The following is a 15,184-nucleotide window of genomic DNA, read 5'->3' as shown; positions in this document are numbered from 1 at the left end:
ACGATGTTCAAGGTCATGATTCTGGCAGCCGGCAAAGGAGAACGCATGAAACCGCTCACCGATACCTGCCCCAAACCACTCCTGCAGGCTGGTGGCAAGATGCTGATCGAACACCACCTGCAAAAACTGGCACCTGCCGGCTTTACTGATGTCACCATCAATCATGCCTACCTTGGCGGCATGATTGAAGCTGCGCTGCAGAATGGCAGCCGTTACGGCATCCATATTCATTACTCACCAGAACATCTCGTACTGGAAACGGCAGGCGGCATTGCCAACGCACTGCCGTTACTTACTGATTCCAGCCGAACACAACCATTCGCCGTTATCAATGCCGACATTTTCTGTAATATGGATTTATCCACCTTGCAACCCATTCTGCAGCAGATGCAATCGAACCCCGGGCAAGCACTGGCTCACCTGATTCTGGTGGACAACCCGCCACATCACCCGGATGGTGATTTTTTCCTGAACAGTAATACCGGCAAACTCACTGAATCAGCCCAATCAGCCAGTACCGGCTGCCGGAAACTGACTTTCAGCGGTATCGGCGTTTATCACCCGGCACTTTTTGAAAATGTACCCCCCAATCAAGCCGTAAAACTCGCCCCCCTGCTGCACCAGGCGATTGCAGCCGGAAAAGTCACCGGCTCGCATTACGCAGGAATATGGATGGACATTGGTACCCCGGAACGTCTGTACCAGCTCGACAATCAGCTCAGATATCCTCTTGTGCCGTAACACCTCATGTTATCCGTATAACCTGTATCGGATTTTAACGATCAATGCCACTGGTATTCAGCGTCATCTGCTCGTAGTCGGAATTGCCTGACTCGGGCGCTACGGTGGTAAGTCGTATAAATACTATCCGGGTGAGATTTTAGCTGTTCGCCTGGCTTAGAACCCCATCGTCCAAGTCGCCATCACCGAGATTGCTCCCTTGTGATACGAAGGAAGTTGTTGCCATAGTGCATTCACAGCCAAACGTTCAGTTGGGCTCACGCTATAAAACAAGCCCGCATTTGCAGTTCCCCGTGTTGCGGTTTTGCCGGTCATGGAAACACTAAAGCTCGACAAACCCGGAATGCCGGATGAGCCGGAATAAGCATCCATTTTGTAGCTTAGATTCTGCTGCATACCAAGACCCGCAACGCCAGTCAGTTTGTCAGCCAGAGCGAGCAGGAAATCAGCCCCGGCGACTGCCGAGAAAGTCCGTTGAGCCATTTCGCTGTAACTGATCGGCCAAATTACCTGAGAACCGGCTGTTTCTGTATATGCATCGTTATTAAGGCGGGTATAGCGCAATCCGATATAGGGAATAGCGGTCAGGGTATTAGTCAGCGGCTTAACGTAGTTGGCTCGTAACTCGTAAGCCTGACCGTCAAATGAACTTTTTCCTTTCCCCTCCTCTGTTGTCATCGACGCAGTACGGGTGATTGTCAGATCACTCGATGAAAATACTGCCGAAGCATGAACATTCACGCCAGTACCATCCTGATTGAGTGCCCAGTTACCAAAGAGACCCATGGTGGGCATATTTTTGCTTTGCCTGATGCCCGCTGGCCCGTTAATGTCCATGGATTTATCGGCGAATACGCCGATACGGGTATTGCTTGTCGGACGATAGCCTATGATCAGCAGACCGCCCCAATTCGAAGCAGCATCCTCGCCCAAATAGGTATAACGTCCGCCTGCACTTACGCAAATATTGTTTTTGTTGAAGACTGTACAGTCATACGTAAGTCCCGCTTGCAACACAGCACTTTGGGCATTAATCAGCGAACGCAGCCCGCTGGCATTCTGATTGATCTGTTGCAGCGTATCGTCGACACCCGGCGTCAGATAGAGATAAACCTGATTTACATCGTAGCCAAGCATGAACCCCAGAGGCGTCACGCTGGCCAGGTTGCTGCTGAAGTTTGAGAACGTACCTGAGCGACCACCCGCTGCATCAATCAGCGTATAGCGTCCGACGGCATAGGTACCGTTAGCTGCTGTCATTTCCAGCGTTCCTCCCAGCGTTGCACTACCGGCAACAATCATTTTCTGGAACGAGCCTGGCGCCGATGCAACCATCCGCAGCGTACCGGCAGCACCTTGGGTATAGGTTCCCCCCAAGGTCACTGTCGTCGCATCGGCATTTCTCAGATCTAACGTACCGCTGTTCGTCACGGCAGATGAGGTGGAAATCGACGCGCTGTTGCCGGTTAGCATCAGTGTCGAACCGGCATCGATCGTGGTCGCGCCCGTGTAGGTGTTAGCGGCGGTCAGGTTCAGCGTACCACCGTCAGCGACCACCACATCGCCCGCCGAAGCACCGTCCGCAATCGGACTGCTGACCGTAAGCACAGTCCCCGGCGCCACATTGAATACCGGGTCACCGGACACGGTAATCGGCGCACTGAGGGTCATGGTGGCAGTGGTTTCCAGCGTCGACGGCATTGTGATCGAGCCGATCAGGTCGATTCCACCGGAGCCGAGCACGCGCGGATCAGCAATGCTCAAGGTCGCGCCCGCGCGTACTTCGGTGCCGCCCGAATAGCTGTTGTTGATATTGGTCAGCGTGATCTTGCCCGTTGTCATCGAGCCATTACCGTTCTCGATGATCAGGCGGCCGGGACTATTGGCTACATCATCGGAGATCGTGCCGGCAAATACCGCATAGTGGCCGCTTTGATCGATGAAGGCCTTGTTAGCCCCGGAAACAATCGTGAAGTTTGCATTCGTGGCAGTCGGGCTTGTGCTGGTACCGCTATCGGCCACCAGAGTGCCGCCATCAAAGCGCAGGTTGTAATTCCCGCTGTTTACTGTTGTGAGCGTGTTGTAGCCAGTCTGACCGTTATTGCCACTGACAATGTCCGGCGTAGTGGAGAAAATGGGCGGAAGCGTGCCGCTGGGGAAAATGTAAGGCGTTATCGATGGATCGCTGGCCGAAAGATTGGACGCAGTAGTTAAGGCGAAGTTATAGAAACTGTAATACTCAGGTGCAGAAACGTTCCAACTGATACTTGAATAAGTCCCCAGAAACTGAATGACGCCGCTACCTTCCCAACCGGTGAGCGTGTACCCACTGGAGGCATCTCCCCCGCTGGAAAAAAGTGAGTGGCCGCCAGAGGTTACATTGCCGTTACCACTTAATATGACAAAAGGCTGACTGAAGGTTAGCGTGCTTGCAACTGGGGGACTGCCCAGCGAACTCAACGCCATCACGGCATTGGAAACGCTTTGACTAAAAGCCAGAGTGTGCGCTTTATATTGCGATGTGGTGTAGCCGGTCTGCACCAGGTAGTCGGCACCAACTGGCGAGGTAGGCGAAGTGGCTGTTATAAATGCCGTCGAGCTTGAAACCCCTCCTTCAACATATGAAAACCCATAATAGCCATTGTAGGCTTTCTGAGAATTGCTATTTACCTCACCGGACAGTGTCAGATTTACAGTGCCACCCTGCGGGTTGATTACAGAACCCACAGCCCCAGCCGCATAGCCACTATCCTGGTAGTTGGGATCAGAGCCGACTCGTGAGGTGGTATAAGGATAGGTATTTGGCAACGTCCAAGTTGCCCAGTTCGAGACATCCGCCAGAGCCAGCACTGGCATTAGCGTGGCGCTCAGCGCAAGGCTTGCTGAAATGTATAGCGTCCGGGCTGTTTTTTCCTTTTTACCCCTGTCCTTCGCATTTTTGGAGGCAACAACAAAACCCTCACACGCCGGAAACCATACTAAAGAGAAAGTACGCTTCATGTCTTTTATCCTTTTTTCCAGTACAGGGGCAATGCAAATGGCATTGCCGGCCACAACATGCGTGACTATAAATTTTTCATATTTGCATAGCTAACCAATTCCAACACGAAGCACCGCAAAGCAGGTGTAATATAAGTTGAACAAGATACAAGGCGCTCCTCTTCATGCAAATATCATTTTTCTTCCTGCGTCGTCACTGGGTGGTACTGATAATTGCAACGCTATTGATGACGCCGGGTTGCGCACGCAGCCTCCTCGCTTCGCCGGCGGACGAGGGGCTGATCCTGGAAGAGGCCTCGTGGATGGACAGGAGTGGCCGGGCCAGCTTCGAGGATGTCCGGCAGCAACAAAGCTGGCAACTTTTCTCGGGCTGGAAAAGCTTTGGGTTTGGCCCGGAGCCGATCTGGATCCGGCTGCGTTTGAAAGCGGCAGAAGCTGGCGCCACGAATCCCTGGATTGTGCAGGTGCGCCCCGCGTATCTGGACCGTCTGACGCTCTATGACCCGGCTGCCGGCCTGGAGCTGCATTCAGGAGATGCGATCCCGCCGACAGATGATGCGCTTGTCTCCCTGGCGTTCACCTTCCAGATTCCAGCCCTTCCCTATGAGCGGGAAATTTACCTGAAGCTGGAAACAACGAGCACACGTACGGTACAGCTTACCGTGCTGCCTTACAGGCAGGCGCAGCAGCACATCTACCAGCAGGAATGGCCGTTGGGTTTCCTGTTTGCACTATCAATCATTTTTGCGCTTTGGGCATTGGCGCAATGGTGGCAGACACGAGAAATCGTGATAGGCGCTTTCGTGTTCAAGCAAGCTGTGGCCGCCCTGTGGGCATTCTTCATTTTGGGATTCGCCCGGTGCATGATTGGCTCCTGGCTGCCGCCGGGACTCCTGACGGCAATCGCGTCATGTTCAGTACCATGGACCATCGGTGCCACCGCGTGGTTTATGTCCATCCTGTTGCGGGAATACCAGGTGCATCGCCTGTGCTTAACGAGTTTATCCGGGATTGCCGTTTTTCTGTGGCTGCTGCCTCTCATGCAATTGGCGGGAATGACGCGAGAATCATTGCACATTGCCAACTTATTTATCCCCATTGTCGCGATTCTGCTATTGGGGGGCATTATTTCCTCTGCTAACAGCGAAGCACATCCTGCAATACCCTGGCAATTCCTGCTGGTTTACCTTCTCATTTACTGTTCACTTAATGCGCTACCTTCGGCTATCCACTTTAACCTGCTGCCAGGAAGTGCAATTGTCATGGTGGGGCAGTTGGCGCATATCGTGATGGATGGGGGGATCATGTTTATCATCCTGCAATTCCGAGCCAGCGCCTTAAAACACATGCAACGGCAAACCGCAATGGAACTGCTGCTCACCCGGAAGCAGGCAGAGATAGAAAGGCTCCAGCGGGAAGATCAGGGCAAGTTGTTCACCATGCTGGTGCACGAAATAAAAAACCCGCTCGCCAGTCTGCGGATGTGGCTGGAGGCTGGTCTTCTGCCCCGCAAGCGAGACAATCTGGAACGAGCGATCACCGACATGAACCAGGTCATCGAGCGCTGTGTGCATACAAGTCAGCTTGGCGATCAGCGACTGCAACCTGTCGTGCAACCGATCGACCTCCTGGAACTGACACAATCATGTATACAGGCGTGCCGCGAGCCGAACAAGGTGGATATCGAAGCGTCGGAAAATATGCCACTGCTGCATACCGATGCCCAGATGCTCACCATTGTTCTGAGCAATTTATTGGATAACGCCTGCAAGTACAGCCCGCCGCACAGTCGGGTCGTCGTGTCACTGCAATCGCCAGCAACCAGCAGCGCTGCCGGAATTTGCTGGAGGGTCACCAACATGGCTGGCACAGCCGGTCTGCCGGATGCAAACCAGTTATTCGAAAAGTATTACCGCAGCGCCCATGCCCGCCGCTTGCCGGGATCAGGCCTGGGCTTGTTTCTGGTCAGGGGCTTACTGGAGTTAATGCAAGGAAGGATTAAATATGCGCCACAGGAAGAAGCGGTAATTTTTACTATCTGGCTTCCACTGAAACCTGAAGCTGGTTAGTTCTCGTTATATTGAACTGTCGCAGGAACACGATGCCGATCTCACCCCATTACCTTTCCAAAGCCGCGCCCATGCAAGATTTCGCCTTCAAGATACTGCTGGTCGAAGATAACGATGACTTGCGGGAAGCCACTTCAGCCTTTCTGCAACAGAAAGGGCATTATGTCAGGAGCGTTCCGATGGCCGAGGAAATCAATGACATGACAGGCGGTTTCGTTCCCGATGTCTATGTGATTGATTTGAACCTGCCGGATGAGGATGGTTTAAGCCTCACCCGCCGCCTGCGTGACACACATCCAGATGCGGGGATCGTAATCACCACAGCTCGTTCGCAAATAGGTGACAAGGTACTTGGCTATGAAAGCGGTGCCGACCTTTATCTGACCAAACCCGTGCACCCCAACGAACTAATGGCTGGTATCACCTCATTGGCCAAACGGTTAAAGTACAGCCCCATTTCCCATAATCACGACCTGCAGCTGAATGTTGGACGACTTCAGCTCAACGGGCCAGGTGGAAGTGCGGAATTAACGGCGGCCGACTCGCAGTTATTGTCTGCCTTTGCGCGCGCCCCGGGCCAGACGCTGGAGCGCTGGCAATTGGCCGAGATCATTGGCACAGGTGGCGAACCACCGTCATCAGCCACCATTGAAATGCGTATCGCCCGGTTACGCAAGAAACTTGCAGCTGCGGGAGCTGCCTCCCCATATATCAAGGCACTGCACAAGGTTGGCTACAAGCTATGTGACTCTGTAATCCTCCAGTGACTCAACATACTTTACCTGCAGCGGGAGTACATTCTGAACGTCAGCTTTCTCAAAGCGCTGACTTCCGTTTAGGGCCTGGCCGTCCCACACGGAGCTTGCGGCAGTGAAAGGGACTGCCCAGGCCAGCGGGTACAGCTGTGGGTCTCGGCGAATAAAGCGGCTGTTCAACGTATCGGGATACCCCGTAGAGCACGATTATTGATGCAAGAAGCGGAGTGTCAAAGCCCGCTACCGGAAAAGAGGCAGAGTGACAACGAACAGTCACCACAAGCAGCCGGTATGCTTGACCGTTCCAGAAAAAGAAGGATTGAAGAAACGTGACACCGGGCGCGATTCAAGGTATCGAACTGCGGAATCCGCCGTATAAATGAAATCAGGGTATGTGAACCGGATTCATCAAGTGAAATTCAAGTTGAAATTTCACTTGATACTGCAGCACGATTGAAACTCAGCCTGTCCCAAAACCCTGAGCCGTCACCGGTTCTCGATTATTGTTCAGGATATCGGGACAACTGATCTGTCGAATGCTAATAATAATCAGGCCATTTTTGCTTTGCAGCGGCGCTTAATACCCAAGCCTGCAAGGCCAATACTCAGGAGTGCTAAAGTACCCGGCTCCGGAACTGCACCTGTACCCGGGTCAATGACCGGAACACCACCATCACTAAGATTTACCCATAAACGGTGATTCTCTAATACGCCGGCAATCCCGTTCAGAGTAGAACCCTCAAGTACATAGCCATTACTATGCCCATCACCAAAACCTACGGCAGCCGGAACACAATCTGTTTCAATACCACCAGTACCTGAACATACACCTCCATTTCCACCACTGGCACCACCCACTTCCCATCCCATAGCAGTCCAGAAGAACCCAATCTGACCCTCTCCATCAGGCACTACGTAATCATCTTCGCGTATAACAAGCTGGAATGTATTTAACGGACTGGCCTGCTGATTATAGTAGCCCACACCTGGCCAGGTAATAATAACTTCACTGCCAGCAGTCGTAGTGCGCGTCTGGAAGGACATCACTCCACTGGCGGGATGGCGTGTATCCACGTCAGCAAAAAATGCCGATATTACCGGTTGTGTTGCTCCCTGCAGACCTGTCGGAGTATATGCAGATATACCATTGCCAAAACTGATGTTTCCATTGTTATTGGCATAAAATTGATGGTATGTCGTGCCAAAAAGTGTCAAACCGCTGAAATCTGATTCAAAACTGATCGGTCCGCTAAAACCATCATCATTTCTGGAGCCACCCACATTTGCAGCATTACCACCATCCGTCATTACAAGTGCATTACCTATGGAAATGCCGATGTCATCTGTCCACAGTGTAGTGGAAGGTATGAGAGAGCTCTTGGGAATTGTAAATACCTCTGCCTGTGCCAGCATTGGTAATCCGATCAGCATTGAAGTTGTAATTAAACCAAGACTTACTTTCATGTAATTATTCCTATGATTACTGTGCCAGTTAGAAATCAAATTTACTCTGGCAGGACAAAAAGAGGCAACACTGAGTACCTCAACCAACAGAAAGCAGCTCAGCGCCCAATATTATCCAAGCAATTTCCATGCCATCAATAACAACACACTGAATAATAATTATAATTTATGACACCCTGACAATACCCTGTTATGTCATGTCAAAATTGCCGACAGTTTCTGGTGCGCTTTAAGCAATTTTTTGCGATTTTTCGGGTGAAATTACGTGTTTTTCTCATAAAAAAACCAGAAAACGGGAGAAATTGTCTGCAGTTTCAATGGTGAACAGATCAATAACAGGGAATGTAAGAAATTCCGACAAACTGCCTGCACTGATCAAACCTCTCCGCCAGATTGGCGGATGCAGTTAAAATGGAGCATGTTTTTTATTTGCGGACATCAAATATGGCCCATTCCCTGATTCCCTGCGATTTACACGATTACATTGAAGTAGCCTGCATGTATGGCTACCAGGTCAGGTTAATTCTGAAAGATCAATCCGTTATAGAAGGAAAAACGAAGGATGTCCTGACGGACCCTGAAAAGCGTGAATTCCTGCTGCTGGAAACCGGCTCCGGGCCGCAACAGGTTGAGCTGATTGCACTGGATAAACTGCTGGTGTTAACTCCGAATGCACGCTTTAGCGAAGTGGATTTTTCCGGGTCCTGCGAGTCCTAGAAAATTCTGAAAATTCCCGGGATAGCCGCCATCAGCGCCTGCCGTCGTACCACATCGGCAGTTTCTTTTTATTACGCAACGAACCCAGAGGGGACAAAGCCAGGCGAACAAACTGCCCAAAAATCTCCCATCCGCTGTAAAGCCGGGTTTTTCTGGAGGAAGTTTCGAGTGGATGGGTGCTCAAAATGGTAAATTTGAGTTTACGTTTACGGCCATATTGCTTGAGCTTCCGGCTCAATTCGATTTCTTCCGCAGCATACAGGGTCAGATCAAATCCCTCCACTTCCCTGAATGCGGTTGTATTACAGACGATCAGCGCCCCGGCAGCCCAGCCAAGCAGCACTGACAGCAGCGTCCATATTCGCAGCAGTATCTCTGCCCACCAGGGCTGACCCGGCATGCGGAGTGTACTGCCTGCACCAATATGTTTTCCCTGTTTGATCAGCTCAAAAATATCAGTGACCAGCCCGGCATTCATCAGGCAATCCGCGTCCATGAATACCAGCCATTCCCCTTCGGCAGCATTTGCACCTGCTGTTCTGGCACGCGCGATATGATTAACCGGCTCAAACACAACTCTTGCCCCTGACTGCGCCGCAAGCTGCGCGGTGTTATCCGTCGAGTTGTTATCGACCACGATGACCTCATGGGTGTAACCATATGATTGATTGACTGCCACTGCATCGGCAATCGAACGTAAACACGGCTCAATCAGTTGCGCTTCATTAAAAGCCGGAATGATGAAAGATATATGCATAAAATTTACTTTAATGATGAAATACTGAACCGCCCCACTCTGTCGGGCGCACTATAAAACCCCGAAATCAGCAAAAGCGGACGGCTTGCGGACATTTCCACAGCCTCCGCCGACTTTAAAACTGGCTATTTTTACATATCTGAGCGTATGACCTGGAAACCGAATGTTACTGTTGCCGCCGTAATTGAACAGGATGGCAAATATCTGCTGGTAGAAGAAATTCCAAGAGGAACCGAGATAAAACTCAACCAGCCGGCCGGCCATCTGGAAGCAGGTGAATCTATTCTTCAGGCATGCAGCCGTGAAGTGCTGGAAGAAACCGGTCACTCTTTCCGGCCTGAAGTGTTGACCGGCATTTACCACTGGACCTGCGCCTCGAATGGTATCACTTACCTGCGTTTCACCTTCTCCGGGAAAATTACCGGCTTTGATCCGGCAAGAAAACTCGATACCGGTATCGTGCGGGCAGGCTGGCTCAGTATTGATGAAATCCGGGAAAGGCAGGCCATGCATCGTACACATCTGGTAATGCAATGTATTGAAGATTACCTTGCCGGAAAAAACTACCCGCTGGAGATCCTGCAGTATTACGGTTAAAAAACAGTTTTCAGATCAGCAGGGCCGGTGAAAACAGGGGCAGCAAATCCTGTCACAAAAATACATCGTTATACTGCCTGCCCTGTTTTTTGTTATACAATCCAGCGGCAATTTGCACGGTCGCTATATGGCCGTTGGCCTGAGTGGATCAGGTCAAAGTCAAACAACTGGCTAAATATTATTTGATTTGAATAGAATTAAGGCTTGAAATTATAACGTGGAGAAAATATGAACAAGGCGCTTCGAAATAGCAACATTGCAGGGCTATGCCTCGCATTATCAATGTTTTTAGGATCAGCTCCCGCATCGGCTCAGCTCATGCTTGCGCATGAAGGACATCATGACGCCGGGGGATGCAAAATTGAAAATGGGGATTTCCCTGTAGAGGTTAGCGTTTATGAAGTGCCTGAAGGCAACATTCCTCCCATGCATTCATACTGCAACCATATCCCCAATGCCGGCAAGATCAATATGACTATTGAGCTCTCAAACGCAGAAACGCGTGAGGTTCCCATTGCAGTGAGAGTGTTGATGGATGGTCATGAGAACAGCGAGCATGGTGCACATGAAGTGCTGTATATGCCTGCTGAAAAGTACACATCCGGCATTATTGTTGTTGCAGCCAACCTCGAACATCTTGGTCAGTACAACATTCACCTTGAAACCGAAGACAGTGCCGGCAAGGCTAAAACTGCTGTAACAGTACCGCTTCATGTTGGTGGCGGTGGTGATCACGATCACGGATCCAGTTTCGGTACGTTAGAGATTATTCTGCTTGCTGTTGTGGCAGGTGTTGGCGGCTACATTTTTGTACGCTCGAAAAAAGCGGCAAACGCCTAATCCCAACAGATCGGCTGCATTGAAGCATGCAGGCCATATTTTCTGAACAACGCCGCATGCTTCACACACCTGAAATTCCCTAAAGCAGTTATTCACGGCACACGTAAAACATGCCGGTAACCCTATCCTGCAGGTGTAACCAGAGAGAAAAAATGGCTCTGCATTTAACATCCCCGTCTTTTCCCCATCAGGGCTGGATTCCGATTCGTCACACCTGTGACGATGAGGATTTGTCACCTGCACTTTTCTGGACCGGATTACCCGAAAATACAAAGAGCCTGGTCCTGATTGTTGATGATCCGGATGCGCCCGATCCGCAAGCACCCAAAATGACGTGGGTACACTGGATTCTTTACAACATCCCACCAAATGTCAGCAAGCTGCCTGAAAATGTCATTACCGGAGAATTACCGGCAGGCACACTTGAAGGAATAAATGACTGGGGCAGAACCGGCTACGGCGGACCCTGTCCACCGATCGGGATACATCGTTATTTTCACAAACTGTATGCCCTGGATACCCTGTTACCCGACTTAAACAGGCCAACCAAAGCTGTTCTGGAAAAAGCCATGCAAGAACATATTATTGCCCGGACTGAGCTGATTGGTTTGTATCGCCGCCCTGACAATGCCTGAACCTGCAACAGGAATCATGGTTAAAATGACTCCTGCCCCAGTTTAGCCTGCCATTTTCCATATATATGTCGATCAAATCACGTATCCGCACCATCCCGCATTACCCCCGCAAAGGCATTATGTTCCGGGATATCACCACCCTTTTGAAGGATCCGGTTGGGCTGCGCACTACAATTGAGGAAATTGTCCAGCGTTACCAGAAAGAAAAAATCAGCAAGGTTGCCGGAATTGAATCACGCGGCTTCATTATTGGCGCACCTGTCGCCTACGCGCTGGGTGCCGGATTCGTCCCTATCCGCAAACAGGGTAAATTACCCGCCGAAACCATCGGTTGCGATTATCAGCTGGAATATGGTTTCGACAAGGTCGAGATTCACGTGGATGCGATTGACAAAGAGGATCGTGTACTGCTCATTGATGACCTGATGGCAACCGGCGGAACAATGGAAGCCGCCATCAGACTGATCCGGGAAACAGGGGGAAGCGTGGTTGAATGTTGCGTTGTGATCGATCTGCCCAATGCAGGAGGAAGCAGGCGGCTGCGGCAGCAGGGCTATCAGTTGTTCTCGCTCTGCAGTTTTGAAGATTAGGCAACGCTGCTGACCGCTATTTCCAGTCATAAAAAACCGCTGCAGTGCTAATATCTGCAACGCTGCTTTAACCGCCCTCTCTGCTGGCGGCATTCCTGAAACAGTTTTTCTTAACAGCGTATTTATATATCAATCCGGCCTGCCGGCTGCCGTGGAGCCCGTTTTCATGCTAGATATCCAACAGTTACGTAGTGACCTGCAAAACACGATTACCCGCCTTGCCCGGCGCGGTTATGAATTTCCCCTGGCGGATTTTGAACATCTGGAAAGCCAGCGAAAATCCGTTCAAACGTTGACTCAGACACTACAGGCAAAACGCAATTCTGCCTCAAAACAAATTGGTATCGCCAAACAGCAGGGCGAAGATGTCAGCACCATCATGGCTGAAGTGGCCAGCATGGGAGATGCGCTCAAGCAGGCAGAAAACCAGCTCGAAACCATTCAAACCAGATTGCAGCAGTTATTGCTGGAAGTGCCCAATCTGCCGCATGACGGTGTTCCCACCGGCAGGGATGCAAACGATAACCAGGAAATACGACGCTGGGGAACGCCCAAAATATTTGATTTTCCTGTCAAAGATCACGCCAGCATTGGGGAACACCTCAAACTGATTGATTTTGAAACAGCAGCAAAGCTGAGTGGTGCACGCTTCAGTCTGCTGAAAGGGGGGGTGGCACAGCTGCATCGCGCTCTTGCACAATTCATGCTCGATACGCATACCCGGGAAAATGGCTACAGCGAGGTTTATGTACCTTATCTGGTCAATGCCGACAGTTTGCGCGGAACCGGGCAGTTACCAAAATTTGAACAGGATCTTTTTGCTGTCCAGACCAGCGCTCAGGAATCACCGGATAATCCGGACAAAGCCAGCCCTGCAGCGCTGCATCTCATTCCGACTGCTGAAGTCCCGCTGACTAATATTGTCCGGAATACGATTGTTCCACTTGAAACCCTCCCGCTTCAGTTTGTCGCCCACACCCCCTGTTTCCGCTCTGAAGCCGGAAGTTACGGCCGGGATACGCGCGGATTGATCCGCCAGCACCAGTTCGATAAAGTCGAGCTGGTGCAGATCACCCATCCGGAAAAATCTTACGAAGCACTGGAGTCGCTGGTAGGTCATGCCGAGAAAATTCTCCGGAAGCTCGAACTGCCCTATCGCGTCATGCTGCTGTGCACCGGTGATATGGGATTCTCAGCCGCCAGGACTTACGATATCGAAGTATGGCTGCCCGCACAGCAGACCTACCGGGAAATTTCTTCGTGCAGCAACTGTGAAGCATTCCAGGCACGGCGCATGCAGGCACGTTTCCGCAAGGGACAGGATAAGCCGGAACTGCTGCATACGCTCAATGGCTCCGGGCTGGCTGTTGGACGAACACTGGTAGCCGTTCTGGAGAACTATCAGAATGAAGATGGCAGTGTCACCATCCCGGAAATTTTACGGGCTTATATGGGTGGTATTGAACGGATCAGCCTATAATCACACTGTATTTGCCAGTATTAACCATTCGTAAAGGAGATTTCTGATGCAAAACAATAATCAGGGTGCCCCCCAACCGGAAAAAGATGTCGCCCAGCTTACTGCAGATGTCAGGGAAGCAATCACGCATGGCGGTGATGTTGAGAGTGCTGTCAGGAGTCTCACACTCAAGGCAATACATTCCAACGGTCTGGATATTGAATCCCTGAAACAGATCGCCACCGCAGTTGTGAAAGGTGCACAAGAAGGAGCTCAGCAGAAAATGACTCAAGCCGGCGAGCAATCTCAGGCAGCACAATCCCAAATCAGCCAGGCAGTCAGCGGACTGGATACCGCTTTTGCGCAACTGGCCGGTGCCTCCAAACTGGCTTTGGAAGAGGCGGCAAGCAAGGCAAAGCAGTTTTCTGACAGTGAATTGACCAAAACTCAGGCAGACCTCAAAGACCTGGAAGGCGTATTTCTGGATACGTTAAAACATGCAGCCACGGCCACACAGGGTTTAATTGCAGAAACGCTGAAGGACTTACTGGTGCATGCGCAACACAACGGTACCGCAGTCGGTACGCAACTTAAAGATACGCTGGCTGTTTTTGCGCATCAGATGGCATCGACCGGACGTGCGCAATTTGAGGCGGGAATAAAGCTCACACAAACAACGGCAGATCTTCTGTACAAGATTTCTACCGGGGTTTTATCCGGCATTACCCATCAAACCAACCGGGATAACAAGTAACCTACTTCCCGGTTTGGGCCGCGGTTTGAGCTGAATCGGCTGAGTTAAAGATCTTGAGCGCCGTTCTGTTCCGACAAATAGTAACGCTTTACCGGTTTGAGTGCGTTATCCAGCTCATAACAGAGCGGGCGGGCAGTTGCAATCGACAGGCGCATCACCTGTGCGCCTGTCAGTCCTTCCAGTTGCATAACCAGCAGTTTCAGAAGCCCCTGGTGCGAAACAATCAGTAAACGTTTCCCCTGCATTATCTCCGGCACAACGGTTTCCTCCCAGAAAGGCTTTACCCGCTCCAGTGCCTGTTGCATGCTTTCCGCCAGCGGAAGTTGCGCACGATCAACCGCTCTGTAGCGCGGCTGGTTCACGGGTGCCCGTGGATCGTCCAGTGTCAGCAAAGGAGGAACGGTATCGAACCCTATCTGGGTTTTCAGCACCGGCCAGATACCAAACCTGCAGACGGCAGCCCAGGGGCGCATACCTTCCAGTGCACCGTAATGACGTTCATTCAGCCGCCAGGTCCGGTATGTCGGAAGTTGAGGCAACCCCATTTCCAGCTGCACGGAAGCAAGTGTATCGTTAGCGCGCCTTAACTCCGAGCAAAAACAGGCATCAAATGTAAAATCCGCCTGTTTGAGTAATCGGCCCGCCCTTCTGGCTTCTGCTTCACCTTGCAGGCTCAGTGCAACATCCCCCCACCCCGTAAAACGCCGTTTCTGATTCCAGACACTTTGCCCATGGCGAAGTAATACCAGCCGGGTTAATTCCTGAGGCTTATTCACAAGCGGTTGCGGTTTTTCTGAAACAGGAAG

The 15,184-nt window shown here is 51.2% G+C and carries 14 protein-coding genes; 10 read left to right on the top strand and 4 right to left on the bottom strand.

The annotated features are described in order from the left end of the window. The first annotated feature begins 15 nt into the window (after positions 1 to 15). On the top strand, positions 16 to 741 hold the full coding sequence (murU, locus tag IT527_RS01345; protein ID WP_292965446.1) for an N-acetylmuramate alpha-1-phosphate uridylyltransferase MurU: 726 nt from the start codon (positions 16 to 18) through the stop codon (positions 739 to 741). Positions 742 to 897: 156 nt separating this feature from the next. On the opposite strand, the gene IT527_RS01340 is transcribed toward murU, so the two are convergent. Further along, a complete protein-coding gene (locus IT527_RS01340) occupies positions 898 to 3,741 on the bottom strand; it encodes an autotransporter domain-containing protein (RefSeq protein ID WP_292965443.1) in 2,844 nt (947 codons plus the stop codon). Between the two features lie 164 nt (positions 3,742 to 3,905). Between IT527_RS01340 and IT527_RS01335 the strand changes: the two genes are divergently transcribed. Both IT527_RS01335 and IT527_RS01330 read left to right on the top strand, forming a co-directional pair. Beyond that, complete coding sequence (locus IT527_RS01335) at positions 3,906 to 5,810, top strand: ATP-binding protein (RefSeq protein ID WP_292965440.1); 1,905 nt, start codon at positions 3,906 to 3,908, stop codon at positions 5,808 to 5,810. Positions 5,811 to 5,842: 32 nt separating this feature from the next. Next, positions 5,843 to 6,577, top strand: coding sequence for a response regulator transcription factor (locus IT527_RS01330; RefSeq protein ID WP_292965437.1), 735 nt, complete (start codon positions 5,843 to 5,845; stop codon positions 6,575 to 6,577). A 537-nt stretch (positions 6,578 to 7,114) separates the two neighbouring features. On the opposite strand, the gene IT527_RS01325 is transcribed toward IT527_RS01330, so the two are convergent. Next, positions 7,115 to 8,029, bottom strand: coding sequence for a nidogen-like domain-containing protein (locus IT527_RS01325; RefSeq protein WP_292965434.1), 915 nt, complete (start codon positions 8,027 to 8,029; stop codon positions 7,115 to 7,117). A 444-nt stretch (positions 8,030 to 8,473) separates the two neighbouring features. Between IT527_RS01325 and IT527_RS01320 the strand changes: the two genes are divergently transcribed. Further along, on the top strand, positions 8,474 to 8,746 hold the full coding sequence (locus IT527_RS01320; protein ID WP_292965431.1) for a Rho-binding antiterminator: 273 nt from the start codon (positions 8,474 to 8,476) through the stop codon (positions 8,744 to 8,746). Between the two features lie 31 nt (positions 8,747 to 8,777). On the opposite strand, the gene IT527_RS01315 is transcribed toward IT527_RS01320, so the two are convergent. Next, positions 8,778 to 9,503 (bottom strand): glycosyltransferase, encoded by a 726-nt coding sequence (locus tag IT527_RS01315; RefSeq protein ID WP_292965428.1) that lies wholly within the window; start codon positions 9,501 to 9,503, stop codon positions 8,778 to 8,780. Between the two features lie 147 nt (positions 9,504 to 9,650). On the opposite strand from IT527_RS01315, the gene IT527_RS01310 reads away from it, so the two are divergent. The 6 genes from IT527_RS01310 to IT527_RS01285 all read left to right on the top strand — a co-directional run bounded on the left by IT527_RS01310 (position 9,651) and on the right by IT527_RS01285 (position 14,378). Further along, positions 9,651 to 10,100, top strand: a complete 450-nt coding sequence (locus IT527_RS01310) for an NUDIX hydrolase (RefSeq protein ID WP_292965425.1) — start codon at positions 9,651 to 9,653, stop codon at positions 10,098 to 10,100. A 228-nt stretch (positions 10,101 to 10,328) separates the two neighbouring features. Continuing rightward, positions 10,329 to 10,940, top strand: coding sequence for a hypothetical protein (locus IT527_RS01305; protein WP_292965422.1), 612 nt, complete (start codon positions 10,329 to 10,331; stop codon positions 10,938 to 10,940). A 152-nt stretch (positions 10,941 to 11,092) separates the two neighbouring features. Further along, the gene (locus IT527_RS01300; RefSeq protein WP_292965419.1) at positions 11,093 to 11,575 is read left to right on the top strand and encodes a YbhB/YbcL family Raf kinase inhibitor-like protein; all 483 of its coding nucleotides are present in this window, start codon (positions 11,093 to 11,095) and stop codon (positions 11,573 to 11,575) included. Between the two features lie 65 nt (positions 11,576 to 11,640). Further along, positions 11,641 to 12,165 carry an adenine phosphoribosyltransferase gene (locus IT527_RS01295; RefSeq protein WP_292965417.1) on the top strand — a complete coding sequence of 175 codons (525 nt, stop codon included), beginning with the start codon at positions 11,641 to 11,643 and terminating at the stop codon, positions 12,163 to 12,165. 166 nt (positions 12,166 to 12,331) lie between these two features. After that, on the top strand, positions 12,332 to 13,645 hold the full coding sequence (serS, locus tag IT527_RS01290) for a serine--tRNA ligase (RefSeq protein WP_292965414.1): 1,314 nt from the start codon (positions 12,332 to 12,334) through the stop codon (positions 13,643 to 13,645). 46 nt (positions 13,646 to 13,691) lie between these two features. Beyond that, positions 13,692 to 14,378 carry a DUF6781 family protein gene (locus tag IT527_RS01285; protein ID WP_292965411.1) on the top strand — a complete coding sequence of 229 codons (687 nt, stop codon included), beginning with the start codon at positions 13,692 to 13,694 and terminating at the stop codon, positions 14,376 to 14,378. A gap of 44 nt (positions 14,379 to 14,422) precedes the next feature. Here IT527_RS01285 and IT527_RS01280 read toward each other — a convergent pair whose 3' ends face one another. Then, complete coding sequence (locus IT527_RS01280; RefSeq protein ID WP_292965408.1) at positions 14,423 to 15,154, bottom strand: 2,3-bisphosphoglycerate-dependent phosphoglycerate mutase; 732 nt, start codon at positions 15,152 to 15,154, stop codon at positions 14,423 to 14,425. Positions 15,155 to 15,184 lie beyond the last annotated feature (30 nt).

Origin of the sequence: Nitrosomonas sp., assembly GCF_020852615.1 — a bacterium.
Taxonomy (GTDB): domain Bacteria; phylum Pseudomonadota; class Gammaproteobacteria; order Burkholderiales; family Nitrosomonadaceae; genus Nitrosomonas.
Note: the sequence above shows the minus strand (reverse complement) of the source record. Positions and strands in the feature narration are given on the sequence as shown.